This is a genomic window from Actinopolyspora mzabensis (genome assembly GCF_900101095.1).
Lineage (GTDB): Bacteria > Actinomycetota > Actinomycetes > Mycobacteriales > Pseudonocardiaceae > Actinopolyspora > Actinopolyspora mzabensis.
The window spans coordinates 376,972-400,464 of the sequence record NZ_FNFM01000002.1 but is presented as its reverse complement, the minus strand read 5'-3'; the positions used below and the strand labels follow the sequence as shown (position 1 = coordinate 400,464).

Sequence of the window (23,493 nt, the reverse complement as noted above, 5' to 3'; positions counted from 1 at the left end):
GGGCGTGCTCCGTCGGGGCTGATCAGAACTCCTCGCCGACCACCGCTGCCTCCTCCGGGACCCGGTGCGGATCGGTGGCGTGCGAGCGCAGTCCCACCGCGAGCAGCCCGGCCGCGATCAGGCAGGCCACCGCGCCCGCCGCGAACGGTGCCCTGGGCCAGTCCAGCCAGGTGGCGATGTGGCTGACCAGTGTCGCGGCCAGTGCTCCGCCGAGCCACCGGCAGAAGTTGTATCCCGCGCTGGCCACCTGGCGGGGAGCCCTGCTGACGCTCATGGCGCTACCGGTGAACAGCGTGTTGAGCAGTCCCGAGACCAGACCGCTGACCACGATGCCCGCGATCAGCACGGCCTTGCTGTCGATGGTCATGATCAGCAGCAGTACCGCGTACAGCAGCACGGCCAGCACCGTGCCGCCCAGTTCGCCGAACCTGTTCGCGAGTTTCGGGGCCAGCGTGACCCCGGCGAACGCCACGCACACACCCCAGCCGAAGAACACCAGCCCCACGGCGATCGCGCCGTACTCCAGCACGAACGGGGACCACGCCAGCACGGTGAAGAAGGCCGCGGTGTACAGCGCCGAACCCACGGAGGTACGCAGCAGCGCGCCGTGCCGCAGGGCGCGCAGCGGGTCGAGCAGCCTGACCGGCTCACCGCGGTTGCCGGTGTCGGAGGGCAGGAAGCCCACGGCCAGGATCAGGGCGATGGCCATCAGCACGGCGGTTCCGGCGAACGGCCCGCGCCAGGAGATGTTGCCGAGCAGCGCCCCGAGCAGTGGTCCGGTGGACAGGCCGATGCCGAGCGCTGCCTCGTAGAGCAGGATCGCGGCCTGCTGTCCGCCGCTGGCCGCGCCGACGATCACCGAGAGTGCCGTGGCGATGAACAGGGCGTTGCCCAGGCCCCAGACCGCTCGCAGCGCCACCAGTTGTACGACCGTGCCCGCCAGCGCGCAGGCCAGGGTGGCCAGCACGATCAGCACCAGACCGGTGACCACCGTGCGCTTGGCGCCGAACCGCGCGCTGAACGCGCCGGTGATCAGCATGGCCACCACCTGGACCCCCAGGTAGGACGAGAACAGCAGGGTCACCTGCTCCGGGCCCGCGTCGAGTGCTTCGGCTATGGAACGCAGGATCGGATCGACGAGGCCGATGCCCATGAAGGCGATCACGGCCGCGAACGCGGTGATCCAGACGGTCTTGGGCTGCCCCTTGAACACCTCGCGCAATGGGGTGGCTTCGGACCCGCTCATGGGCGCGCGCTCCTCTTGTGGACGAAGTATTTCGTTAGAAATGCTAACTTTCATGCCGGGTGGCTGCCCCTCCGGGATGAGCAAGCTCACCGAGCGAGCCGGGAACCGCGTCCGGGTCATACCATCGACGGCGTGGGCGACGGCAGCGATGGCGTGACCGCGGTGTTGTTCGATCTCGACGGTGTGCTGGTCGATTCCGAGCACCTCTGGGACCGCATACGGCGCGAGGTCACCGAACAGCACGGCGGCGAATGGGCCGATGGTGCCAGTGAACGCATGATGGGGATGAGCACGCCGGAATGGGCCGAGTACCTCGTCACCGGGCTGGGCGTTCGACTGTCCTCCGAAGAGGTGGCCGAGACGGTCATCGACCGGATGGCCGAGCACTACGCCGCCGAACCACCGACGCTGCCGGGAGCCGTCGAGACGGTGCGGACCGTGGCCGAGCGGTACCCGGTCGCGATCGCCAGTTCGGCCCCGCCACGCATCATCGGGGCGTTCCTGGAAACCGGTGGACTCACGGACGTGGTGCGCCACACCGTATCCAGTGAGCAGGTGGGGGCGGGCAAGCCCGCCCCGGACGTATACCTGCGCGCGGCCGACGAGCTGGGGGTGGACGCGCGTAGGTGCGTGGCGGTGGAGGACTCCTCCAACGGGCTGCGCTCGGCGGCGGCCGCGGGCACCACCGTCGTCGCCGTGCCGAATCCGCACTTCCCACCCGCCGCGGACGCGTTGCGACTGGCCGAACGGCGCCTGGAACGCATCGACGAGCTGCCCGGGGTGCTCGCCGAACTGTCCGCGTGAGAGGTCGCTGGGGTTCCCGCCTCCCGGCCGGCCCCTCGATTGCCTCCCGGACCATCGGTGATGGATGCTGGTTACGTGCGTATCAGGGAGGCGACGGCCGACGACTGGCCCGCGATCTGGCGCTTCATGCGCGACATCGTCTCGGCGGGCGAGACCTTCTGCTGGGAGCGGGACACCACCGAACCGAGTGCTCGCGCGGGGTGGATGCGACTGCCGCCGGGCCGAACCGTGGTGGCCATCGACGACGAGGGAACCGTGGTGGGAACCGCCGAGACCCACCCCAACCACCCCGGGCCCGGCGCGCACGTGGCCAACGCGGGCTTCATGGTCGACCCGGCCCACGCCGGACGCGGTTACGGCCGTGCGCTGGGGGAACACGTGGTCGAGCAGGCCCGCGCCGACGGTTACTCGGCGATGCAGTTCAACGCGGTGGTGGAGACCAACACCGGGGCGGTGGCGCTGTGGCGCTCCCTGGGATTCGAGATCCTGACCACGGTGCCGGAGGCCTTCGAGCACCCCGAGAAGGGTTTCGTGGGGCTGCACATCATGCACCGCGCGCTCCGGTGAGACTTCGTCGACTCGGCTCGCGTGGCGATTTCGCGAGAAATCGAGGCGCAACGGTGTCGAGAACAGCGCGCTGGCTCCGTCCCCGGGGCACGATCGGATCAACCGGTCGTTCGACGGATAGGGAGCTCATCGTGAAGTATCTGCTGCTCAAGCACTACCGAGGTGGTCCGGAACCGGCTGCGGACCATCCGACCATGGATCAGTGGACTCCGCAGGAGGTCGACGCGCACATCCAGTACATGAAGGACTTCGCCGCCCGTCTGGAGGAGACCGGCGAGTTCGTGGATTCGCAGGCCCTCGCTCCCGAGGGCACGTTCGTGCGATACGACGGCGCGGGACAACCGCCGGTGACCGACGGCCCGTTCGCCGAGACGAAGGACCTCATCGCGGGCTGGATGGTCATCGACGTGGAGTCCTGGGAGCGCGCGGTCGAGCTGGCCGGGGAGCTCTCGGCGGCTCCCGGGAACGGCGGCGAGCCGATCCACGAATGGCTCGAAGTACGGCCGTTCCTCACCGAGCCACCCACGGTGACCGAGTGAACGAGCCACTGCTGCGGGAACTCGGACCCGTGGTGATCGGCGTTCTCGTCCGTCGCGGAGCTGAATTCGCCTCGGCCGAGGACGCCGTGCAGGAGGCGCTGGTTCGGGCACTCGAAGCCCGGCCGGAGGAGCAACCGCGCGCCCCCGAAAGCGTGGCTGATCTCGGTCGCGTGGCACAAGTTCCTCGACTCCGCACGGGCCGAGAAGTCCCGGCGCGAGCGGGAGCTGGCGGTGGCGGCCGAACCAACCGGCGTTCCGGTGCCCGGAACCGACGACACGCTGCGCGTGTAGGCCGAAGCCGCCCGCGCCGCCACCAACCTGGCCGAACGCGAGCATCTCACCCGCGAAGCAGCACGCGCGCGGCACCGGGCGCGGACCTCATGACCGGCTCGCGAGGACTGCTGCCCTACTCCTGGGCCATGTCCACGAACCGGCTGTAGTGCAGCTGGTGCGCCACGGTAACGGTCTCGGTGGGGCCGGCACGGTGCTTGGCGAGGATCAGATCCGCCTCGCCCATCCGGGGATCGTCCCGTTCGAACGCGTCGGGCCGGTGGATCAGGATCACCATGTCGGCGTCCTGCTCCAGGCTGTTGTGCACGACCACCGAGTTGGCCACGAAGTTGTGCGTGTCGGCCACCGTCGCGTCGTAGACGGGCTGCTCACCGAGCGAGGTGATCTCGACGATCTCGTCCCAGCGCACGTCGTCCCAGCGCACGTCGTCCGAGTACACCTCGTCCGAGGGCACCTCGTTCCGGCGCGATCCGGCGTCGGTGGTGACCGCTCGTTCCCGCCGATCGGCGGAGAACGTGCCATCCCCTACGGCGACCGCCCCCGGTTCGAGGGACCCACCGGCTCGGGCGACCGGTGCGGGTGCCGTGCTCGCGATCTCCCGACTCGCGACCTCCGCTCCGGCGATCTCGCGCGCGAAGCGCTGTCGACTGTCGATCCCGTCGAGCAGGATCTCCCAGCGGTTCGGATCCGCCTCCGGCGACGGGCGACGCAGCCTGGTGTGGACGGTGAACCGCGACAGCAGCAGTTGGAACCCGTCGGCCAGCGCGCGACCCTTGACCGTGCGGCGTTCCCACCCCGCCCGTAGTTCGCGCGGTTCCGCCGCGCTCCCCTCGCCGTCCCAGCACAGCCGCAGGAACAGCGCGAGTTGCCCACGTGGCAGCGAGAAAACCCGATGTGGCACCTCGCCACCGTCGAGCGCCGACCGGGCCAGCGAGACCACTTCGGACTCCGACACCGGTTCCGCGTCGAGCGGGTCCGGAACCCGTCCCGGCACCGCGACGTGGGCTCCCTCGGTCAGCTCGCCGAGCGGGGTCCAGCCCCACGGGGTCAGCATCGGGTGATTGGCGGTGGCCTCGACCTCCCGGCCGGAGGCCAGCACGACACGGAACGCCTCCTTGACACCGCTGCTGAACACGTTCGTGATCGGTCGCGGGACCATCCGCCGCTGCTCGTCCACCGACCACACCAGCGGTCGCTGCCCCTCGGCCATCAGCTCGTCGAAGGTGATCTCCGAACCGTCGTCGGCCCGCAGCAGTCGCGTACCACCGGTCAGACAGCCCGACTCGCGCAGGTCGGACAGTTGTGGTTTGCGGTCGTTGCGCTGCTCCGGACCACGGTTGAGCTGCGAGATCGCCACAACCGGGATCTCCAGTTCCTTGGCGAGCAGCTTGAGGCTCCGGGAAAACTCCGAGACCTCCTGCTGCCGGGACTCGACCCGCTTGCCCGAGGTCATCAGCTGCATGTAGTCGACCACGATCAGCCCGATGTCGTTGCGCTGCTTCAGGCGCCGCGCCTTCGCGCGGATCTCCATCATCGTCAGGTTGGGCGAGTCGTCGATGAACAGCGGTGCTTCGTTGATCTCGCTCATCCGGCGCGCGAGGCGGGTCCAGTCCTCGTCGGTCATCCGGCCACCGCGCATGTCCCCGAGCCGGATCCGAGCCTCGGCGGAGAGCATGCGCATCACGATCTCGGTGCGGCCCATCTCCAGCGAGAAGATGACGCTGCCGAGCCCGTTCCTGATCGAGGCGGCACGGGCGAAATCCAGTCCGAGCGTGGAGTTGTGGGTCGGGATCATCGACCGGCTCGCGAGGTAGAGCCGGTCGGGTGAGTCGACCTCCACGCACCGCACGGGGACACTGTCCACGCGCCGCACGGCCCTGACACCCCGGGGGCGCCGGTTGCCGCCCCGCTTCAGCTTGTGCTGGTCGTCGAGTTCGGTGCGGCGGAAGATCTGGTCCTCGCCGCTGTCGAAGACCACGAGAGTGGTGATCTCGTCACCCGAGTCCGGGTCCACGGTGGCGGTGCACGGGTATCCCAGGGTGAGGACGAGCTCGCGAACCCGCACCGAAAGGGACTCACGCACTCGCAGCAGCACGCGGCCGTCCTCGCCCACGCTGCCCGCCGTGTCCGCGAGTCCGGCCAGCAGCGAACGCCGCTGCTGCTCACTCCCGCGCAGGTAGTCGGCGGGGACCTCGGCCTCGTGCCACACTCCCAGCCCGGCCAACTCGGCCGCGGTTTCCTCGTCGAGCACGACCCCGTCGTTCGCGCGTACCAGGCCGTTCGGTTCCGGGGTGGCCGGTTCCAGGTTGGCCAGTACGTCCTCGCCCACCCCGGACAGTTCACCGGCCTTGTCGCCCGCCGCAAGCCACACTCCCAGCAGGTAGGGCGCGATCGGCAGGTCCCGCTGTGCCAGCGAGAACGGCCCGTGGTCGGGCAGCTCCACGTCCATCCGGTTGCCGAGCCTGTCGCGGAGTCCGGCCGTGGTGCACACGGTGCCGTCCCGCAGGCCCCACTGGTGCTGCTCGTCGGCGACCACCAGCGTGCCGTCCGAGAATTCGATCTCGTAGCAGACGTGACCGTGCATCACCTCGGTGGCCGCGGTCACCCGGACCGATCTGCCGTCCGCGCCGAGCAGTTGGTCGCCGACGGAAACCGCGCCCATGGTGGTCCAACCCTCCGGCGTGGGCAGCGGTGTGTGCAGCGCCAGTGCCTTGCCCACACCGGGACGTGCCGCGACGATGATCATCTGCCCCGGGTGCAGCCCGTTGGTCACGCCGTCCAGATCCACGAAACCGGTCGGGATCCCCTCGGATTCGCCGCCGCGCGAGGCGATGGCGTCGATCTCGTCCATCGTCGGCTGCAGCAGCTCTTCGAGCGCGACGTAGTCCTCGCTGGTGCGTCGTTCGGTCACGTCGTAGACAGCGGCCTGCGCGCGGTCCACGACCTCCTCGATCGCGGCGCCCTCGGCGCCGTTGTAGCCGTACTGCACGATCCTGGTGCCCGCCTCGACCAGCCTGCGCAGTACCGCCTTCTCCGAGACGATCTCGGCGTAGTAGTTGGCGTTGGCCGCGGTGGGGACCGTCCGGAGCAGCGTGTGGATGTAGGCGCCACCACCGACCTTGCCGAGTTCGTTGCGCCGTTCCAGCGCGGCGGACACCGTGACCGCGTCGGCGGGCTCACCCCGCCCGTACAGATCGAGCACGCACTCGTAGATCACGTGATGTGCGGGACGGTAGAAGTCTTGTGGCTGGAGCACCTCGACGACGTTGGCGATGGCGTCCTTGCTCAACATCATCCCGCCGAGCACCGACTGCTCGGCGGCCACGTCCTGCGGTGGTTGCCGTTCGAAGGCCGCTCCGTGATCGCCATCGTTCTCGTCGGGGGGCGGTTCCGTACCGCGCTCGTCAGCCAACGCCACGGCTTACTGCCACCTCCTGGACGCAGAGTCCGGCCCCGATGCCCGGGCCGAGTTCCGACATACGCGTCACCGTGCCGACCCGATGGGGTCGCCGGGTCACGAGTCGTCGCGGCAAATGATCGCGGAGACATCGACAGCGCCCGGTTGGTCGCGGCCCGGCGTGTCGCGAGTGCGTGCTGTCATGTCCGTGATCTCGAAGGTGCCCACATCATACGTGACCCGGTTCGGAACCGAGCCGACGCGAAGGGGCTGTGGACAAGTCGGAGGACAGCGTGTCGAACGGAATTGGACACACGTGTCCACTCGACGGTGCGCGTTGTGGACAAACTGGGGACAACTCTGTCGTGGTGCTCGTCTTCGCAGCGCACTTCTCGACGAAGGCCCTGTGGACAGGTTGTGGACAGCTTGCCGGTCCGTGACGGATACGAAACGACCGTCCCCAACCGTGGTGCTGTTGGTGCGGAAACACGGGGTAGGAACGGAACCGAACCGGTTCCGCGCGGCCGGTCTTCGCCACCTCCGCGCGGAACCGCGTTGAATGATTCAGCCGCCCGGCGTGACCTCGACGTGCATCGAGGCGTAGACGTCGGGGTGCAACCGCACGCCGACGGCCATCTTGCCCAGCGACTTGACGTTGCCCTTCAGTTCCACCGAACGCTTGTCCAGGCTGGGGCCACCCGCCTGACGCACGGCCGAGACCACGTCGGACTCGGTGATCGAACCGAACAGCTTGCCCTTCTTGGAAACCTTCTTGGAAAGCCGCACCATGCCCATGTTCTGCAGCTGTTCCTGCAGCTCCCGGGCATGCTCCAGGTTGCGGACCCTGCGGTTCTCCTGCGAGCGGCGGATGGTCTCGACCTGCTTCTGCGCACCCTTGGTGGCCAGGATGGCCATGTTCTGCGGCAGCAGGTAGTTGCGGGCGTAGCCGTCACGTACCTCGACAACGTCACCCGAGGCGCCGAGACCGCTCACGTCCGAGGTCAGAATGATCTTCACGGCGTGTCTCCTTTCAAAGCCGAACCGAGGTCACCCCGGCCCCGTCGCCGACCGGCACCGACGAGCCGGCCGGTCTCCCAGGCGTGATCGAGCGTGTGACCGAGTTCCCGAATCCGGGCAGCGGGGTCGCGCCCTGACGAGCCGGGGCTCCGTCGTGAATCGTGCACGCGTGGGAGCGCGGGGCGGTGGCGAGTATCCCGGTTTTACCGGGCGGTCGAGGTGTACGGCAGCAGCGCCATCTCGCGGGCGTTCTTGACCGCGATGGCAACGTCCCGCTGGTGCTGACTGCAGTTGCCGGTCACACGCCGTGCCCGGATCTTGCCGCGATCCGAGATGTACTTACGCAGCAGCGTGGTGTCCTTGTAATCGATGCTCAGTGCGTTCTGGTCATCACAGAAGGCGCAGACCTTCTTCTTCGGCTTGCGCACGGGCGCCTTGGCCATGTGCTTGCTCCTTCGAAGCGAGCGAGAACTCCGTAATGGACTTTTCGTTCGGCCGTGGGCCGGAAGCGACCGCAGGGGCGCGCCGACCACGGCCGGGCAATTCCCGGGCATTCGCGAGAACGCCGCGGCCACGGCGGGACGGGATGCTTCGGTCACCCGGTGACCGTGCTCCTCCCGCGGATCAGAAGGGTGGCTCGTCGCTGAAGCCGCCGCCGGAACCGGCCGGAGGGGCCGAGCTCCAGGGATCCTCCCCGCCTGAGCCGCCACCGGAGCCACCACTGCCGCGGCTGATCTTGTTGACCTTCGCCGTGGCGTAGCGCAGCGAGGGGCCGACCTCGTCGACCTCCATCTCGACCACGGTGCGCTTCTCGCCTTCCTTCGTCTCGAAGGAGCGTTGGCGCAACCGCCCCTGCACCACCACGCGCATGCCCCGGGTGAGTGTCTCGGCAACGTTCTCGGCTGCCTGCCGCCAGATGTTGCAACGGAGGAAGAGGGCTTCGCCGTCCTTCCACTCGCCCGCCTGGCGGTCGTAGAACCGCGGTGTGGACGCGACGGTGAAGTTCGCGACCGCCGCGCCGGAGGGAGTGAAGCGAAGTTCCGGGTCGGCGGTCAGGTTGCCGACCACTGTGGTTACGGTTTCACCGGCCATCGCCTGTTGACTCCGTCTCTGTGCTGAGGTCGGGGGCTGGGCCGCTCGGGAGAGCGGGGATCAGACCGAAGCGCCGACCTCGCCGCGGGTGGCGGCCTTGGCGGCCTTGGCGCTGGCACGGGCCAGACGGGCCTCCTTGCGCGGCTGCACGATCTTGCGCAGCATCTTGGTGCGCAGCACGTTCTCGCTCAGGTTGAGCTGCCGGTCGAGTTCGTTGACCGAAGCCGACTCGGAGTTCAGATCCACTACGACGTAGATGCCCTCGGCGCGCTTGTCGATCTCGTAGGCCAGCCTGCGGCGACCCCAGACATCGACGTTCTCGATGCTGCCGCCGTCGTTGCGAATGACCTTGAGGTAGTTCTCCAGGGACGAGGCGACATTCCGCTCGTCCAGGCTCGGGTCGAGAATGACCATGAGCTCGTAATGACGCATAACGACCACTCACCTCCTGTGGACTTACGGCCGCGGACTCTCCGCGGCAGGAGGGTCGCCATATCCATGGCGATCCGGTACAGCGTAGCAATCCGGCGAATCGGCCGGTGACCTGGGTATCGCGCGTACTGCCCGGTTACCCGGCACCGCTTCGTCCTGACGATCGGTGCTCACGCCCCCGCGCCGCGAGCGTTCACCCGCGGGCGAGTCCGAACGGTCGAGAAGCGGCACGTCTCAGACCCGGCGCAGCACCCACGTCCTGATGAGCGCGGCGGTCACCCCGGCCAACGAGACGGCGGCCAGCAGCACCGGCAACGCGACGCGCTCCCCGGAGCCGGTGGGCAACGCCTGAGCGCTTCCCGCCTCGCGCACCCGGTCCTGCTGGTTGTGCTCATCGCCGGTTCGCAGGTCACCCGTGGCGGGCTCTCCACCGGACGTCTCGCCGAACCGGCTGTCCGACCACGGCGGCAGCGACCCCGGCACGTAAGCGTACTCGGAGGGCGCCACCTGTTCGGCGGACCCCGGGGAGTAGTTCGAGCCCGGCCCGCCCGCCTGCCGCTGCGGCTGGTCGTCGATCGGATCCGTGGTGGGATCACCGCCGCTGCCGGAACCGGGTGTGCCGGGATTCCGCTTCTCGTCGCCGGACGAGCCCGGATCCGGGGATTCGGTGGGCTGGCCGGTCGTCGGCTCATCCGGGGTGGGGCTCGGTTCGCTCGGTTCCGGTTTCGGTTGGCCCGGCACGTTCACGCCGCCCAGGCAGGTGACCGCGAGGTTTCCCACGTGGAAGTTCATCGTGTCGCCGCGGTCCTCGACGGCGGCGAGCCCGGCGATACGATTCGCCAGCGCATCGGCCAGCGCGGAACCGGAGAAGTGCTGTTCCTCGGCTGTCACTTCGCCGATGCGGATCGGCGCGGTTCGCAGGAACTGCTGGTGGATCCGGTCTATCCGGTCGAAATCGAGCGGAAAGGTCAGTCCGGCCGCGTCCTTGACCCGGGAGTCCAGCGCACGGGGTGAGACCACGATCGGTTGGCCGTGCTCGGCGCTCGTCACGTCCTCGGTGCAGGTGCCGATCACCACCGGATCCGCCGCGGCGGCCACACCGCCGCCCAGGAACCCGCTCGTCGCCACCACGGCGCCCGCCGCCGTGGCAGCGGCCGCTCGCCGCAGCGCAGCGGGTGCTCGTTTCCGAGCGTCGAGAGTGGATTCCTCGGTCGGGTGGTCATCGCGCTGACTGCTCATACACGTACCCCTCACTCCGTGCGCGCTCTCCGGGACGCCCGCCGTTGGCTCGCGGGTGGGCGGTTCGCGGAGATCGAAGCCCTCACCCTGGTTAACGCGTGAGTACGGTCACGGTAACGCCATAGTGTGAAACCGTTTCGAATCGCCTCCGCCGCGCGCTCCCGGAGGCGGTACCCCGATCCCTTTCGTAGCCCGCGCCATCACTCTCCCGCTTGAGGCCCCACTGCTCACGTGGTCGGTGCCGCCGGGGTTTCTCCCGTGCGGCGTCAATTTCTCGCGAAATCGCCGCGCCGCTTCGACGCAGGGCGAACTCCGACCACCCTCGCAGCAGGACCGACCGCGGGTTCTCGCGTGCGGCTCTCGCGGGGACGGTCCCGACGTGGTGTAGTGGCCACTCGATGTCGGGGCACCCGCGGCGAGAGCCGTGCGAGAGGTTCCGCAACCCGCACCGCCACGCAAACCGACCCGAGGCGCTCCTACTAAGGTCGGGGTATGCAGATCGGTGCCCATGTTCGTGACGACGATCCACTGACCGCCGCGAGCGAACGCGGCGCCGAGGTCGTGCAGTTCTTCCTGTCCGATCCGCAGGGTTGGAAGGCTCCGCAGCCGCATCCGCTGGAGGAGCGGATCCGCGACTCCGAGCTGCGGGTTTTCGTGCACTCGCCCTACGTGATCAACGTCGCCTCGCCGAACAACCGCATCCGCATCCCCTCCCGCAAGTCCGTGCTCTCGCAGACCGCGGCCGCGGCGCGGATCGGGGCCGAGGGGGTGGTGGTGCACGGCGGTCACGTCACCAAGGACGAGGATCCGGCCGAGGGAGTGGCCAACTGGCGCAAACTCTTCGAGCGACAGGCCGCCGAGGGCGGCTTCGAGGTGCCGGTGCTGATCGAGAACACCGCGGGCGGTGCCAACGCCATGGCGCGCGGGTTCGACGACCTCGCCCGGCTCTGGGACGCGGTCGGCGAGTTCGGCGCGGGATTCTGCCTGGACACCTGCCACGCGTACGCGGCAGGTGAGGACCTCGTAGGCATCGTGGAGCGGGTTCGCGCCATAACCGGGCGCCTCGATCTGGTGCATCTCAACGACTCGCGGGACCCGTTCGGCTCCTGGCGCGATCGACACGCCAACGTCGGTTCCGGCACCATCGATCCCGAAGTGCTGCGCGAGGTCTGCGCCACCGCCGAGGCCCCGATCGTCGTGGAGACCCCTCCCGAGGGGCAGGCCGAGGACATCGCCTACCTCCGTGGTTGAATTCCCCCGGCCAGGGGAGGCCGGCGATTTCACGCGAGCTCGACGTCGGTAGGAGCGAGTTTCCCCAGCCGGAGGACCGGGACCTCGATTCTTGTCCGGGAGCGAGTGTGCGCGACCGATCGGTGGGACGGCGAACGACCGGACTCTCCGCCCTGGCCCTGGCGGCACTGTGCGTGCTGACCGGGTTGACCATGCTGTTGGGCTACGCCAACAAGGCCCGCTGCACCGGGCCCGAGTTCGACGAGTCCGGCGTCTCGCGCTCCGACGTCGCGTCCCGCAGCTCCCGCTACGTCTGCTACTCGGACCTGCAGTACCTGTGGAACGCGCGCGAGCTCGACGAGATGGGCTTTCCCTACGCCACCGGTGGGATCACCGAGGACGGGGAGCTGTACGGCAGCGTCGTCGAGTACCCGGTGCTGATCGGGGTGCTGGTGTGGCTGGGGTCGCTGTTCGTGCGGACCGACGCGGGTTTCCTGGCCGCCTCCGCGCTGCTGTTCGCCCCGTTCGGACTGCTCACCGCCTGGTGGCTGGGAAGGCTGAGCCGCTGGCGGGCGCTGTGGTGGGCGCTCGGCCCGCCGTTGGTGCTCTACTCCTTCCACAACTGGGACCTGGCCGCCGTGGTCTGCTCGGTGGGGGCGATCTACGCCGTGCATCGCCACCGGGCCACCGGGCTGCGACGACCAGCTCTGCTGGCGGCCGTGCTGTTGGGGATCGGCGCGGCCTGCAAGCTCTACCCCGCGATGTTCGCCCTGCCGCTGGCGCTGTACGTACTCACCGGTGGCGCTGCCGGTGCCCGCGATGCCGCCGGTTCCCGTGGTTCCACCGGTGCCGGTGATTCCGACAGGCGCGGCGGCCGGTTCGACATCGTTGGTGCGTTCGGCGTGCTCGGCACCGCGCTGGGAACTTTCGTACTGATCAACCTGCCGTTCGCGGTGATCGGTTTCGAGGGGTGGGCGGCCTCGTTCCGGTTCCAGCTGCGGCGCTCGGTGGACCTGACCACCAACTCGATCTGGTACTGGGGCCTGCGGCCGCTGGTGGCGGAGGACCGGTTCGAATCCCTGGTCGGGGTGCTTTCCCCGGTGCTGGTGCTCGTGTCGTTCGCGCTGGCCTGCGTGCTGGGGATGCGCCACTGGTCCCGTGGCGGGGCCTTCCCGTGGGTGGCGGTCTCGGCGGCGATGCTGTGCGGCTTCCTGCTGCTGCACAAGGTGCACTCCCCGCAGTTCGCGCTCTGGCTGCTGCCGTTCCTCGTGCTCGTGCCGGTACGCACCGGCTGGCTGATCGCCTACCTGCTGGCCGACGCCGCCATGGGGATCGGGTTCTTCCGCTGGATGTATCTGATCGGCACCGACCAGCCCTTCGCCATCTACGAGTCGTTCGCGGCGCAGGCGGTGATGATCGGGGTGTGGGGTCGCGCGGCACTGCTGGTCGGGTTGTTCGTCGCGTTTCTCGGGGCCGCCGGCTTCAGGTTCCCCGGAAGTTCACCGCCACGGGCGGCCGCCGAGCGGGATTCCCGACCCGCCTTCGCCGAATAGGCAGCACGAACCGGTCGGGTTTGTTGTCCAGGAACCCGCCGTGCGGATCGGAGTGCGGAGCACGGCGGACCCTGTCCAGTTCCGGACGCAGGATCTCCCGCACGATCAGCACGCAGATCAGCACCACCACCGCGTCGCGGACCACGACCGCCCCCAGGAACCAGTCCTCGGGCAGTCCGTTGTTGGAGGTGCCGAGGAAGTAGTACATCCGCGGCGCCCAGAGCGCCGCGTCGAGCAGCATCCACGTCGCCAGCAGCCGCCAGCGCGGGATGGCGAGCACGGCCAGCGGCACCAGCCACAACGAGTACTGCGGACTCCACACCTTGTTGGTCAGCAGGAACACCGCCACCACGAGGAAGCACAACTGCGCCAGCCGTGGCCGCACCGGTGCGGAGAGCGCCAGCACTCCGATCGCCGCGCAGCCCAGCAGCAACAGCACGAAACTCACCGCGTTCAGCACCGAGGGAGTCTCGTTCGGCCCCAGCGGACCGTCGAAACCCGCCCAGTCGCCGAAGTGCATGACCACGTTGTACAACGAGTCCGGATCCGCCGGTCGGGCGCTGTTGAACCGGAAGAACTCCCACCAGCCACGCGGGAACATGATCATGATCGGCAGGTTCACCACCAGCCACGCGCTCAGCATGGCCAGCAGCGCGCGCAGCCCCTCGCGGACCCGCCCGGAACGCAGGCACAGCACCAGAATCGGGCCGATGAGCAGCAGCGGATAGAGCTTGGTCGCCGCGCCCAGCCCCAGCAGCACCCCGGCGAGCGTCACGCGCTTGCGGGCCCAGGCGAGCAGTCCGGTGGTGGCCAGCGCGGTCGCCAGCGCGTCGAAGTTGGTGAAGGCGTGCACGAACGCCAGCGGGGCGGTGGCGGCCAGCGCCGCGTCCCACGCCCGGAACCGGCACAGCCGGTACAGCGCCCAGACGGTCACCAGCCAGGCCGTGGCCAGCCAGAACGCGCTGATCTCGAAGTAGACCGCGCTCTCCGCCGTGGCAGGCAGCACCCCGTGAGCCGCCAGCGTCATCCAGCCGTCGGTCAGTTTCGCGTTGGCCCACTGGAACAGCCCCGTGAGCACGGGATACATCATGTAGCGGACCTGCTCGTGGGGGGTGCCCGGATCGTCCACCCAGGACGTCTTGTAGGGGAACGCCCCGTCCGGCGCCAGGTCGCCGGCTCCGTAGCGCGGGATGAGGTCGGTGTAGCACAACGCGACGTACTGCCGGTTGTCCCGCCAGTCCAGCCGGGGGCCGTCGGTGGTTTCGTAGGTCTGCGCGCAGGGTGCCTTGAGGAGCCAGCTCGCCGCCAGCAGCAGTACCGCCAGCAGCAGGATCACCCGTAGCGGGGTCCAGAACCACTGCCTGCCCACTTGGGCGTGCACGCCGAGTCGCCCGCCGAACAGGTTGCTCAGCTTGATCGCGAGCGGTTCCGTCCAGGTGGGTGGAACGCGTTGGGTCCTGTCGAGTGAGGCGCTGTCCACCCGCGCCACCCGCTCGGTGGTGGCGACCGGTTCGGCTCCGCCCGGGTCCGGAGTGCCGTGGCGTTCTTCACCGACCCCTTCGGCGGGGTCCCGCTCGTTTCCCGCTCGTTCGGGCTGCTCCGGCTCGGACACGGTCCGCATGTTACGGAGCCCTCGCTACGAAGAGTGCGGCCGGTTCGTGGAACCGGCCGCACTCCGCACGAGATTCAGGAGTTCATGGGGACATCACGCCGGACGGTCAGTCGGGACCGCGGGCGCTGTTCTCGTCGTTCCCGCTGCCCTGCTGGTGTGGTCGCTCTTCCTCGGACGCGCTCGGGTTCGTGGTGTCACTTTCGTCCTCGCAGTCCGAGAACCAGGGGTTCTCCTGGCACTCGTCGTTTCGGTCCGAGCTCTCCCCGCCAGTCGGGGGGAAGTCGCTGGGCCCCGTTTCGTCGGACGGTGCTTCGTCGGACGGTGACTCATCGCTCGGGGGAGTCTCCGACTCGTTCTTCTCGTCCTCCGGGGGATCCGGACTCGGTGGCGGGGGCACGGTGAACTGGCCGATCGGATCCGGCTCCTGGAACTCCTCTACCGGCTTGCCCTCCAGGTAGGAGTTCATGAACTTCTGCCAGATGGCGCCGGGTTGGTCGGCGCCGTAGATGTCCGCACCCGAAGCGTCGGTCAGTGGTTCCTGTTTGGTGGTGGACTTGTTGAGCACGACCGCCGTGGAGATCTGCGGGGTGTAGCCCACGTACGAGGCGGTGGCGTTGTGCCCACTGTCCCGGAGCTGGTGGGTACCGCTCTTGGAGGCCACCGGCCGATCACCGTTCAGGTCCAGCCCGTACTCCTTCGCCACGTCCCGCATGCTCTCGGTCACGTTGGCGGCGATGTTGGCGCTGCTGTGGGAGCTGTCCGAGAACGCGGTCTCGGTCTCGGAGGAGAAGTCCTCCTTGACCTCGCCCTCGTTGGTCACGAGCTTCTCGACCAGGAACGGCTCGGCCCGTTCTCCGTCGGCCAGCCCGCCGTAGCCGTTGGCCAGGCTCAGCGTGCTCACCGGGTAGGCACCCAGTGTGACGCCGAGATTCGTGTTCCCCTTGGAGTTGGCGAGCACCGGCACGGTCTCGCCTTCCCTGTTGACCTTCTCGCGCGGGATGCCCGCCTGGTAGGCCGTCTCGGCCACGCTCTGCGGTCCGAACTTGTTGGCCATGTTCAGAAACGCGGTGTTGACCGACTCCTCGGTGGCCGTGCGTACGCCGCAACGTTCCGGATTACTGCCGCAGGTGACCCCGGCCGCGTTGCCGTATTCGGTACCCGCGATGGTCTGGTCGTCCGAACCGTCGTAGGTCTCCCCGATCCCGTAGCCGTCCTTCAGGCCGGTCGCGGTGACGAACGGTTTGAACGAGGAGCCGACGGGCTGGCGTTCCTCGACCCAGTCGTAGCCCTTGTTGCCCGGTGAGTAGGCGCGCACCGCGCCGGTTTTGGGATCCACGGCCGCCAGGGCCGGGTTGATCTCTTCGGGCTGGTCGGCCATCACCTGCTGCACCGCGTCGCGGGCGGCCTGCTGGGCCTGGCTGTCCAGCGTGGTGACCACCTGCAGGCCCTGACTGGTCAGCTCGTCCTTGGTGTAGTTGTGCTCCTCCAGCTCCTGGATGATGCGCCGCTGGATGTGGATCTGCGCGGTGGTGGTCTTCTGCTGCCACGCGAACCTTTCCCGGGTTTGCGGCATCTTCAGGTTCTGGTACTCCTGCTGGCTGATCCAGCCGTTCTGCTTCATCTGGAGGCTGACGTACTCCCAGCGGTCCTTGGCCCGCTCGGCGTCTATCTGGGGATCGTTGCCTCGGGGTAGCTGCACCATCCCGGCCAGCACCGCCGACTCGGAGGCGTTGAGCTCGCTCGGGTCCTTGTCGAAGAAGGCCTCGGCAGCGTTGTCGATGCCGTAGGCATCCCTGCCGTAGTAGGCGGTGTTGAGGTAGGCCTTGAAGATCGTGGTCTTGTCGTACTGGTTGGTCAGCTTGAACGCCCGCACGATCTCGGTGAACTTCCGGGTGATGCTGTGGTCGTCCTTACCCGTGCTCAGCTTGATGTACTGCTGCGTCATGGTCGAGCCGCCGCCCTGGCCACCGGAGAGCTGGTTGTAGACGGCGCGGCCGATGCCGGTCACCGAGAATCCGGGATTGCTGTAGAAGTCCGCGTCCTCGGCGGCCATGGTGGCGTGTCGCATCTCCTGCGAGACCTCGCTGAGGTCCTTGATGAGCACGCGCTCCTCCCCCTTTTCGGGCGAGAACTTGTTCAGCACGCTGCCATCGGAGTACTTGACCACCATGCTGGTGCTGTAGTTCTTGGCGACCTTCGAGGGTGGGGTGACCTCGAAGGTGAAGTAGCACCAGGCGAATATCGCGCCGGGCACCAGGATTCCCAGCGCCGCCGCGACGTAACAGGTACGCCGGAGACCGCGCCAGATCCTGCGCCTGCCGCGTTTCTTGCGGGCGAGGGCCGTCATGTCGTCGTCATCCGGATCGTCGGGATAGTCGAGTTCGTCGTCGAACCCCTCGTTGAAGCCGTCCTCGAAGTCGTCGTACTCGTCGGCGGAGTAGGGGTCCGAGTCCGAGTAGTAGCTGTAGCCGCCGTGCGAGGCGCGGTGCGTGATCAGCCCCGGATCGCTGTCCGGGGGCGAGGACTGCTCGGCGCGGGTCATGCCGAACTCGGCGGAGCTTTCGGGCGATTCGGACCGGGCCGAAGCCGTCGCGTCGGCTTCCTCGCGGGAGCCCGGAGTGTCCCGGGAGTTTCCGGCGGTTCCGTCCGGGCCGTTCGGGCCGGCGGAGGCCGCCGCGCCCGCGGCGGCGCCTGCCATGCCCCCGGCAGCCGCACCAGCCGCACCAGCCGCACCAGCCGCACCAGCCGCGCCAGCTGCCTTACCGCCGGTGGTTCGGTGCTCCCGGGTCGGTTCCTCGCCACCGCGGGGCGCCGCGTTCGGCCCACCCACGGAAGCTATGTGCTGGGTCGGTGCCTCACCCGGATCGTTCGGGTGCTGTCCGGGACCGCCCTGCCCCGCGGGTGGGCCCTGCGGGGGGCCTGGCGGTGCGGTCTTCCTGGTCGGCACCTCGTCCGGATTGCCGCCCTGCTGGGGTCCGGGGGTGTTGCCCTGCGCGCCGCGCCCGCCGGTGTTGCCCGGCGGTGGAGCGGGTGCGCCGGAGGGCGGCCTGCCCGAGGCGTCACGGGGGTTTCCCGAGCCGTCCACGGCCGGATGCTGCACGGTGGCGTCCGGGTCGGCCGGTGGCCGCTGTTGACCACCGGGTGGGGGTGCCGGTGGCTGCTGGCCACCACCCCGCTGCTGCGCGCCGGGCCACTGTGCGGTGGCGTCCTCGCCGGGCCGCCCCTGGCCACCCTGTGACGGCTGTTGTCCGGCACCGGTCTGTGGCGGTCCCCCGGCGTGCGGCTGCGCCTGTCCTCGTGGTGCCGCCGGTCCCTGCGGTGGTCCGTTCTGTGGCGGAGGTGGTGGTTGTTCGGAGGCGGGGCCGGGCGGTAAGTGCCCCCCGTCGGGACCCTGCTGCCCGGGACCCTGCTGCCCGGGGCCCTGCTGCCCGGGATACTGCGGTGGCGGCGGACCTCCCTGCGGAGCGGACGGCTGTCCGCTCTGCTGACCACCCGGCCAGCGGTGCTGCGGTGGTTGTTGTCCACGGGACGCCTGTGGTGGCGGCGGTGCCTGCGGCGGCGGTTGCCCCCCGCCTCGCTCGGGTGGCGGTGGGGGCGGCTGGTTCCCCGGCGGGGGCTCGTTGTGCTGCCCGGCCTGTTCTCCCTGCTGCTCCGTATGGGGCGGTCGGCCGGGTTGCCGCCCGCGCTCCGGCTCCCGATCCTCGGCAGCTGGCTGCCTGTGGCGGCGGCCGTCTTCGGACCGGTCGTCACGCTCGTCACTCACGAGAAGTCGTCCTCCGGGACAGGCGTCAACACGGACGCCGTGCGATGCGTTCACGTCGGCGGGTGCCACCGGCCGTGACCGATGAGGCTACTTGCTCACTCGGCCACGGTCCTGCGTCCCCGACCGCGGCCGTGGTGGCCCCCGGTACCGAGGACGTATGACTGCACCAGGTGGTTCCAGTTACATGTACGGCAAACCTCGACGACGAACACATTGAACTCTTCGAACATGGTGGCCATACGTGCCAGTTCCGCGTTGCTCCGGGCCGAATTGTCGGCGTGCTTGAGCTGCTCGCCGAACACCCAGGAGACGTAGGTCACGTGCTCCTTGCGGCACACCGGGCAGATCACGTCACTGGACTCACCGTGGAACTTGGCTGCCTGCAGCAGGTACGGTCCCGCGTCGCAGACCTCCTTCACACCTACCCGACCAGCATGGAGTCGCGCGAGCAGCGACCGACGCCGCAACGCGTAATCCACCACTTGCCGTTGGGTCCGCACGCCCTCAGCGTACGTGTCCTGCGCCCGGGCTCAATTGGGCCGTTCGGGGCAGCCCCGTGGCGGGGTGTCTCCGAACTACCGACGGTGACCGTGCCACGACGGGGTGACTCGGTGCGAAACGGGCCGGGTGCGGGGGTGCCTCGATTCGTCCCGGCGATTCGTCCCGGCCAGTGGGACGCCGGTCGGCTGCCACGGTCACGAGACCGGTGCTGCCCCGCCGGGGCCCGGAACGGTGATGCGGCAGCGGCGAGGACTGTAGTACTCCGATGTATCGGGACGATATAATCATCACCGGGTGCTGCTCGGCTGGGCTTCGTCCGCGAGAGGAGGGCCGGTGCTCGAACTCGCGGTGCTCGGACTGCTGCACGAGGCGCCGATGCACGGTTACGAGCTGCGCAAGCGACTCCAGGAGATTCGTGCGTTCTCCTGCGGAACGGTCTATCCGACGTTGCGCCGGATGAGTCGTGCGGGGCTGATCGAGGAAACCCAGGAAGAACAGGAGGCGCAGCGGTCACGGCGGGCTCGGCGTGTCTATCGTCTCACCGAGCCGGGACGGGATCGCTTCGTCGAATTGGTCGAGGACTGCGGGCCACGAGCGTGTCAGGACGAGGCGTTCGACGTGAGGCTGGCTTTCTTCGCACGAACACCGCCAACGATCCGGATGCGGATTCTGGAGAGCCGCCGGCGGCGCGTGGAGCAGCGCCGGGAAGGGCAACGGGCGATCCTGGCCAGAGCCGACGAGCAGTGCGACCGGTACACGGCGCAACTGCACCGCCTGGGCCTGGATCACAGCGAACTGGAGGTTCGCTGGTTGGACGAGCTGATCGCGCACGAGCGGGCCGAGCAGGGAGCCGAGCGGCCCGCGGGTGTGGGTGGCCTCGACCGAGGCTTGGACAGGGACACGACGAACGGGACATGACGGAGAAGGAGGCCGGCGACCATGGGCGGAGATCGTCACGACGAGGCGACGACCGGCAAGGTCCGAGTGGCGATCGTCGGTGTGGGCAACTGCGCCGCGTCGCTGGTACAGGGTGTGCAGTACTACGGGCGGATGGATCCGAGTGGTCGGGTCCCGGGTCTGATGCACGTGGACTTCGGCGGTTACCACGTCGGTGATCTGGAGTTCGTCGCAGCGTTCGACGTCGACGCGAAGAAGGTCGGCCGCGATCTGTCCGAGGCCGTGGTGGCGAGCCAGAACAACACGATGAAGATCGCCGACGTCCCGCCGCTGGGGGTGCCGGTGCAGCGCGGTCACACGATGGACGGGCTGGGGCAGTTCTACTCCGAGACCATCGAGGAGTCCGAGGAACAGCCGGTCGACGTGGTCGAGGCGCTGCGCGAGTCCCGTGCCGACGTGCTGGTTTCCTACCTGCCGGTGGGCTCGGAGGAAGCCGACAAGTTCTACGCGCGCACCGCGCTCCGAGCCGGTGTGGCCTTCGTCAACGCGCTGCCGGTGTTCATCGCCTCCGATCCCGAGTGGGCGCGCGAGTTCACCGAGGCGGGCGTGCCGATCGTCGGCGACGACATCAAGTCCCAGGTGGGTGCCACGATCACCCACCGGGTGCTCACCAAGCTGTTCGAGGACCGCGGCGTGCACCTGGACCGCACGATGCAGCTCAACGTCGGCGGCAACATGGACTTTCTGAACATGAAGGAACTCGGCAGGCTGGAGTCCAAGAAGACCTCCAAGACCAATTCGGTCACTTCGCAGGTGACGCGTGACATGGGGGACCGCAACGTGCACATCGGTCCTTCGGACTACGTCCCCTGGCTGGACGACCGGAAGTGGGCCTACATCCGGTTGGAGGGACGCGCTTTCGGCGACGCGCCGGTGAACCTGGAGTACAAGCTGGAGGTCTGGGACTCGCCGAACTCCGCGGGCATCATCATTGATGCCATTCGAGCTGCCAAGATCGCCGCGGACCGCGGGGTCGGCGGACCGGTGCTGTCGGCATCCTCCTACTTCATGAAGTCGCCGCCGGAGCAGTACTCCGATTCGGACGCCTATCAGGCGGTGGAGTCGTTCATCGCGGGGGAGAGCTGATCCAGTAGGCAGTGGTGGTCCCGCCGCTGCCCGGGCGCGTCGATTTCGCGCGAGATCGACGCGCAGCGGGGCGGTGCGGCCGTTCCGGTGCGGCGATCTCACGCGGGATCGCGGGATCGCCGCACGGCGTCCGGTTCAGGAACTGCCCAGATTCCCGATGATCATCTTCGCTATGCGGTTGCCGAGCTTCTTCGTGGCGGCGTCGTCACCGAGCACCGTGGACTGCACGTCCACGCGCGAGGTGTCGGTGACCGCTATGCCGATCAGACAGTTGCCGTACTCGCACTGAATCTTCGCTTCGTGGCCGGTGATGGTGGTCTTCTCGGCCTCGCCGGTCATGCCGCTGAACTCGTTCAGGCCCTGCTCCTCGTGGATCGCGAGCAGCGCACTCGTGCCCGGCCCGTTGCCCTGCGGAGGGTTGAACTCGCAACTGCGGGTCTCGCCGTTCCGCTTGTTGGCGGTGGTGCGGGGCAGCCCCAGTTCGTCGCGTTGTGCCTCGGTCAACAGTTCGCACGGGTCGGTACCCGCCAACGTCGGTGCGGGTGGTTTCGCGCCGCCGCCCGGACCGCCGCTGCCCGCCGAGCCGGAGGTGTCGCCATCGTTCGCTCCGCCGGAATTCGCCTCCTCGCCGGAGCCGTTGCCACCGTCCCCGGAGGCGTCGCCGGACGACGCCGCTTCCGATCCACCGGCGTCGGATTCGTCCGGTGCGGTGGACTCGTCGCCGCTGGGATCCGAGCTCGGGGAGTGCGAAGCCGTGGCCGAAGGCGCAACGGAACCAGCGGTCGAATCGTTCGCGCTTCCATCGCCACCGCAACCGGCCGCGGTCAGCAGTGCGAGTGCCGCCAGCGGCGCGATAATCGTTCTGAGGGCAGGTGTCGTCGAGCTGTGCTGCGTCATGATCCCGTGAGCTTATAATTCCACCGTCCACTCCGGAACCGTCCACTGTCCCCAACGGGGCGGGCGCGCGGCCAGCGGTCACGGCCGCCGGGGTAAATCGGTTCGGTGGTCGAACCTGCCGGCCTTGACGGCGCCCAGGAACGCACCGAACCTAGCTGGCTCGAAGACCAGCACCGGTCCTTCGTCGTCCGGACTGTCGTTTCGCAGCCACACCGCGTTGCCCCGCGGCGATACCTCGACACATTGGCCGTGGGTCGCGCTGTAGCTGGACTTGTGCCACTTCTTCGTGTTCCCCGAGTTCCACTGTCCGTTCAAGGGACGAACTCCTCCCGTGCCTGTCGGAGCAGCCTTCGCGACTCGCTCTCGTCCAGGGACCGCGCGAGGAGGTGTGCCATGACGCCGATGTACTCGGCTATTTCGTCGGCGTCCTCGTAGTACCTCCCGCCCAGCCGGTCCTCCAGATAGACCACGCCCGGATCGCCGGGGATCGCGAAGTCCATCAGGGTGAAGGGTCCGTGCAGGGCCGGATGCACGCCGACGTCCGCGCCGAGGATCCGTACGGCGACGTTCGTGCGTTCCGAGACGTCCAGCAGATGTTCGAGCTGTTCCCGCATGATCCGCGTGTCGCCGATTCGTCGCCGCAGCACCGACTCGTCGACGACGGTCGTCAGTTCCAGCGGTGTGCCCTCGCGGTCCAGGACCTGCTGTCGGGCCAGCCTGAGTTCGGTTCTGCGTACCGCCTCGTCCTCGGGAAGCTCCTCGTCGTGCCCCCGCATCAGCACTCCGGCGTACTCCGGGGTCTGCAACAGCCCCGGAACGATCATCGCCTCGTAGGAGCGGATGTTGTGCGCCCCCTGCTCGAGCCCCAGGTAGATGTCGAATCCCCTGGGAACCTCGGCCAGCCGTGCCAGGTCGGAGTCCTGGGGCACGTCCTTGAGCATGGTGATGACCTCCCGGAACTCCTCGACGCGTCCGGTGGCTCCGTAGTGGGGCAGCAGCACCTCTACATCGGCCGGTCGGGGAAGGTTGCGCATCGACTCGAAGTGATTGATGCGCACCCTGGAGCAGCCGAGTTTCGTCGCGGCCTCCTGCTGCGTGACGTCGGCTGCCTTGCGCATGCGCTGCAGTTCGAAAGCGATCATTCGGCGATACACCGCGGGGCTGAGCAGTCGTGCCATGTGATCACTCTGGTCGAGACGCCACCGCGACCGCACGCGGGTGGGAGGTTTCGCTCGCGGGCGAGCCGGTCGGGGCGCTCGGCGAGCGGGGC

21 protein-coding genes and 1 pseudogene are annotated in these 23,493 nt (G+C 68.6%); 9 read left to right on the top strand and 13 right to left on the bottom strand.

The window, feature by feature from the left end; genetic code table 11:
- Window positions 1-22: 22 nt before the first annotated feature.
- Window positions 23-1,246, bottom strand: a complete 1,224-nt coding sequence (locus BLR41_RS04450) for an MFS transporter (protein WP_092626640.1) — start codon at window positions 1,244-1,246, stop codon at window positions 23-25.
- Between the two features lie 153 nt (window positions 1,247-1,399).
- Here BLR41_RS04450 and BLR41_RS04445 point away from each other — a divergent pair, with 153 nt between their 5' ends.
- The 4 genes and pseudogenes from BLR41_RS04445 to BLR41_RS23775 all read left to right on the top strand — a co-directional run.
- Window positions 1,400-2,050, top strand: a complete 651-nt coding sequence (locus BLR41_RS04445; protein ID WP_092626832.1) for an HAD-IA family hydrolase — start codon at window positions 1,400-1,402, stop codon at window positions 2,048-2,050.
- Between the two features lie 60 nt (window positions 2,051-2,110).
- A complete protein-coding gene (locus BLR41_RS04440; protein WP_092626639.1) occupies window positions 2,111-2,617 on the top strand; it encodes a GNAT family N-acetyltransferase in 507 nt (168 codons plus the stop codon).
- Between the two features lie 131 nt (window positions 2,618-2,748).
- Complete coding sequence (locus BLR41_RS04435) at window positions 2,749-3,156, top strand: YciI family protein (RefSeq protein ID WP_092626638.1); 408 nt, start codon at window positions 2,749-2,751, stop codon at window positions 3,154-3,156.
- Window positions 3,153-3,444: pseudogene (locus BLR41_RS23775) on the top strand (sigma factor); the annotation flags it as partial. The gene BLR41_RS04435 and the pseudogene BLR41_RS23775, both read left to right, overlap by 4 nt.
- A gap of 118 nt (window positions 3,445-3,562) precedes the next feature.
- On the opposite strand, the gene dnaB reads toward BLR41_RS23775, so the two are convergent.
- The 6 genes from dnaB to BLR41_RS04400 all read right to left on the bottom strand — a co-directional run bounded on the left by dnaB (window position 3,563) and on the right by BLR41_RS04400 (window position 10,624).
- On the bottom strand, window positions 3,563-6,865 hold the full coding sequence (dnaB, locus tag BLR41_RS04425) for a replicative DNA helicase (protein ID WP_092626636.1): 3,303 nt from the start codon (window positions 6,863-6,865) through the stop codon (window positions 3,563-3,565).
- Window positions 6,866-7,408: 543 nt separating this feature from the next.
- Window positions 7,409-7,861, bottom strand: coding sequence for a 50S ribosomal protein L9 (rplI, locus tag BLR41_RS04420; RefSeq protein WP_092626635.1), 453 nt, complete (start codon window positions 7,859-7,861; stop codon window positions 7,409-7,411).
- A gap of 203 nt (window positions 7,862-8,064) precedes the next feature.
- Entirely contained in the window at window positions 8,065-8,304 is a 240-nt protein-coding gene (rpsR, locus tag BLR41_RS04415; RefSeq protein ID WP_092626633.1) for a 30S ribosomal protein S18, read from the bottom strand.
- 181 nt (window positions 8,305-8,485) lie between these two features.
- Window positions 8,486-8,953 (bottom strand): single-stranded DNA-binding protein, encoded by a 468-nt coding sequence (locus tag BLR41_RS04410; RefSeq protein WP_092626631.1) that lies wholly within the window; start codon window positions 8,951-8,953, stop codon window positions 8,486-8,488.
- Between the two features lie 60 nt (window positions 8,954-9,013).
- Entirely contained in the window at window positions 9,014-9,385 is a 372-nt protein-coding gene (rpsF, locus tag BLR41_RS04405) for a 30S ribosomal protein S6 (RefSeq protein ID WP_092626630.1), read from the bottom strand.
- 234 nt (window positions 9,386-9,619) lie between these two features.
- The gene (locus BLR41_RS04400; protein WP_176797807.1) at window positions 9,620-10,624 is read right to left on the bottom strand and encodes a hypothetical protein; all 1,005 of its coding nucleotides are present in this window, start codon (window positions 10,622-10,624) and stop codon (window positions 9,620-9,622) included.
- 492 nt (window positions 10,625-11,116) lie between these two features.
- On the opposite strand from BLR41_RS04400, the gene BLR41_RS04395 reads away from it, so the two are divergent.
- Together BLR41_RS04395 and BLR41_RS04390 are read left to right on the top strand one after the other, a co-directional pair.
- Window positions 11,117-11,875: a deoxyribonuclease IV gene (locus tag BLR41_RS04395; RefSeq protein ID WP_092626629.1), complete on the top strand. Its 759-nt coding sequence runs from the start codon at window positions 11,117-11,119 to the stop codon at window positions 11,873-11,875.
- Window positions 11,876-12,066: 191 nt separating this feature from the next.
- Window positions 12,067-13,407: a hypothetical protein gene (locus BLR41_RS04390; RefSeq protein WP_425426877.1), complete on the top strand. Its 1,341-nt coding sequence runs from the start codon at window positions 12,067-12,069 to the stop codon at window positions 13,405-13,407.
- Here the strand turns inward: BLR41_RS04390 and BLR41_RS04385 are convergent.
- Both BLR41_RS04385 and BLR41_RS04380 read right to left on the bottom strand, forming a co-directional pair.
- On the bottom strand, window positions 13,337-15,028 hold the full coding sequence (locus tag BLR41_RS04385; RefSeq protein WP_092626627.1) for a glycosyltransferase family 87 protein: 1,692 nt from the start codon (window positions 15,026-15,028) through the stop codon (window positions 13,337-13,339). The two genes, BLR41_RS04390 and BLR41_RS04385, sit on opposite strands and share 71 nt — an antisense overlap.
- 97 nt (window positions 15,029-15,125) lie before the next feature.
- The gene (locus tag BLR41_RS04380; RefSeq protein ID WP_245693840.1) at window positions 15,126-18,119 is read right to left on the bottom strand and encodes a transglycosylase domain-containing protein; all 2,994 of its coding nucleotides are present in this window, start codon (window positions 18,117-18,119) and stop codon (window positions 15,126-15,128) included.
- A 273-nt stretch (window positions 18,120-18,392) separates the two neighbouring features.
- Between BLR41_RS04380 and BLR41_RS04375 the strand changes: the two genes are divergently transcribed.
- A complete protein-coding gene (locus BLR41_RS04375) occupies window positions 18,393-18,860 on the top strand; it encodes a hypothetical protein (protein WP_092626623.1) in 468 nt (155 codons plus the stop codon).
- 17 nt (window positions 18,861-18,877) lie between these two features.
- Here the strand turns inward: BLR41_RS04375 and BLR41_RS04370 are convergent, their stop codons facing one another.
- On the bottom strand, window positions 18,878-19,282 hold the full coding sequence (locus BLR41_RS04370) for a DUF5318 family protein (RefSeq protein ID WP_176797806.1): 405 nt from the start codon (window positions 19,280-19,282) through the stop codon (window positions 18,878-18,880).
- 334 nt (window positions 19,283-19,616) lie between these two features.
- On the opposite strand from BLR41_RS04370, the gene BLR41_RS04365 reads away from it, so the two are divergent.
- The gene (locus tag BLR41_RS04365; RefSeq protein WP_092626622.1) at window positions 19,617-20,201 is read left to right on the top strand and encodes a PadR family transcriptional regulator; all 585 of its coding nucleotides are present in this window, start codon (window positions 19,617-19,619) and stop codon (window positions 20,199-20,201) included.
- Window positions 20,202-20,222: 21 nt separating this feature from the next.
- Complete coding sequence (locus tag BLR41_RS04360; RefSeq protein WP_092626620.1) at window positions 20,223-21,326, top strand: inositol-3-phosphate synthase; 1,104 nt, start codon at window positions 20,223-20,225, stop codon at window positions 21,324-21,326.
- 135 nt (window positions 21,327-21,461) lie between these two features.
- Here BLR41_RS04360 and BLR41_RS04355 read toward each other — a convergent pair whose 3' ends face one another.
- From BLR41_RS04355 to BLR41_RS04345, 3 genes are all read right to left on the bottom strand, one after another.
- A complete protein-coding gene (locus BLR41_RS04355) occupies window positions 21,462-22,223 on the bottom strand; it encodes a DUF3558 family protein (protein ID WP_092626619.1) in 762 nt (253 codons plus the stop codon).
- A 78-nt stretch (window positions 22,224-22,301) separates the two neighbouring features.
- Window positions 22,302-22,538: a DUF397 domain-containing protein gene (locus tag BLR41_RS04350; RefSeq protein ID WP_092626617.1), complete on the bottom strand. Its 237-nt coding sequence runs from the start codon at window positions 22,536-22,538 to the stop codon at window positions 22,302-22,304.
- On the bottom strand, window positions 22,535-23,401 hold the full coding sequence (locus BLR41_RS04345; RefSeq protein ID WP_143012991.1) for a helix-turn-helix domain-containing protein: 867 nt from the start codon (window positions 23,399-23,401) through the stop codon (window positions 22,535-22,537). The genes BLR41_RS04350 and BLR41_RS04345 overlap by 4 nt, the downstream gene beginning before the upstream one ends.
- Between the last annotated feature and the right edge of the window lie 92 nt (window positions 23,402-23,493).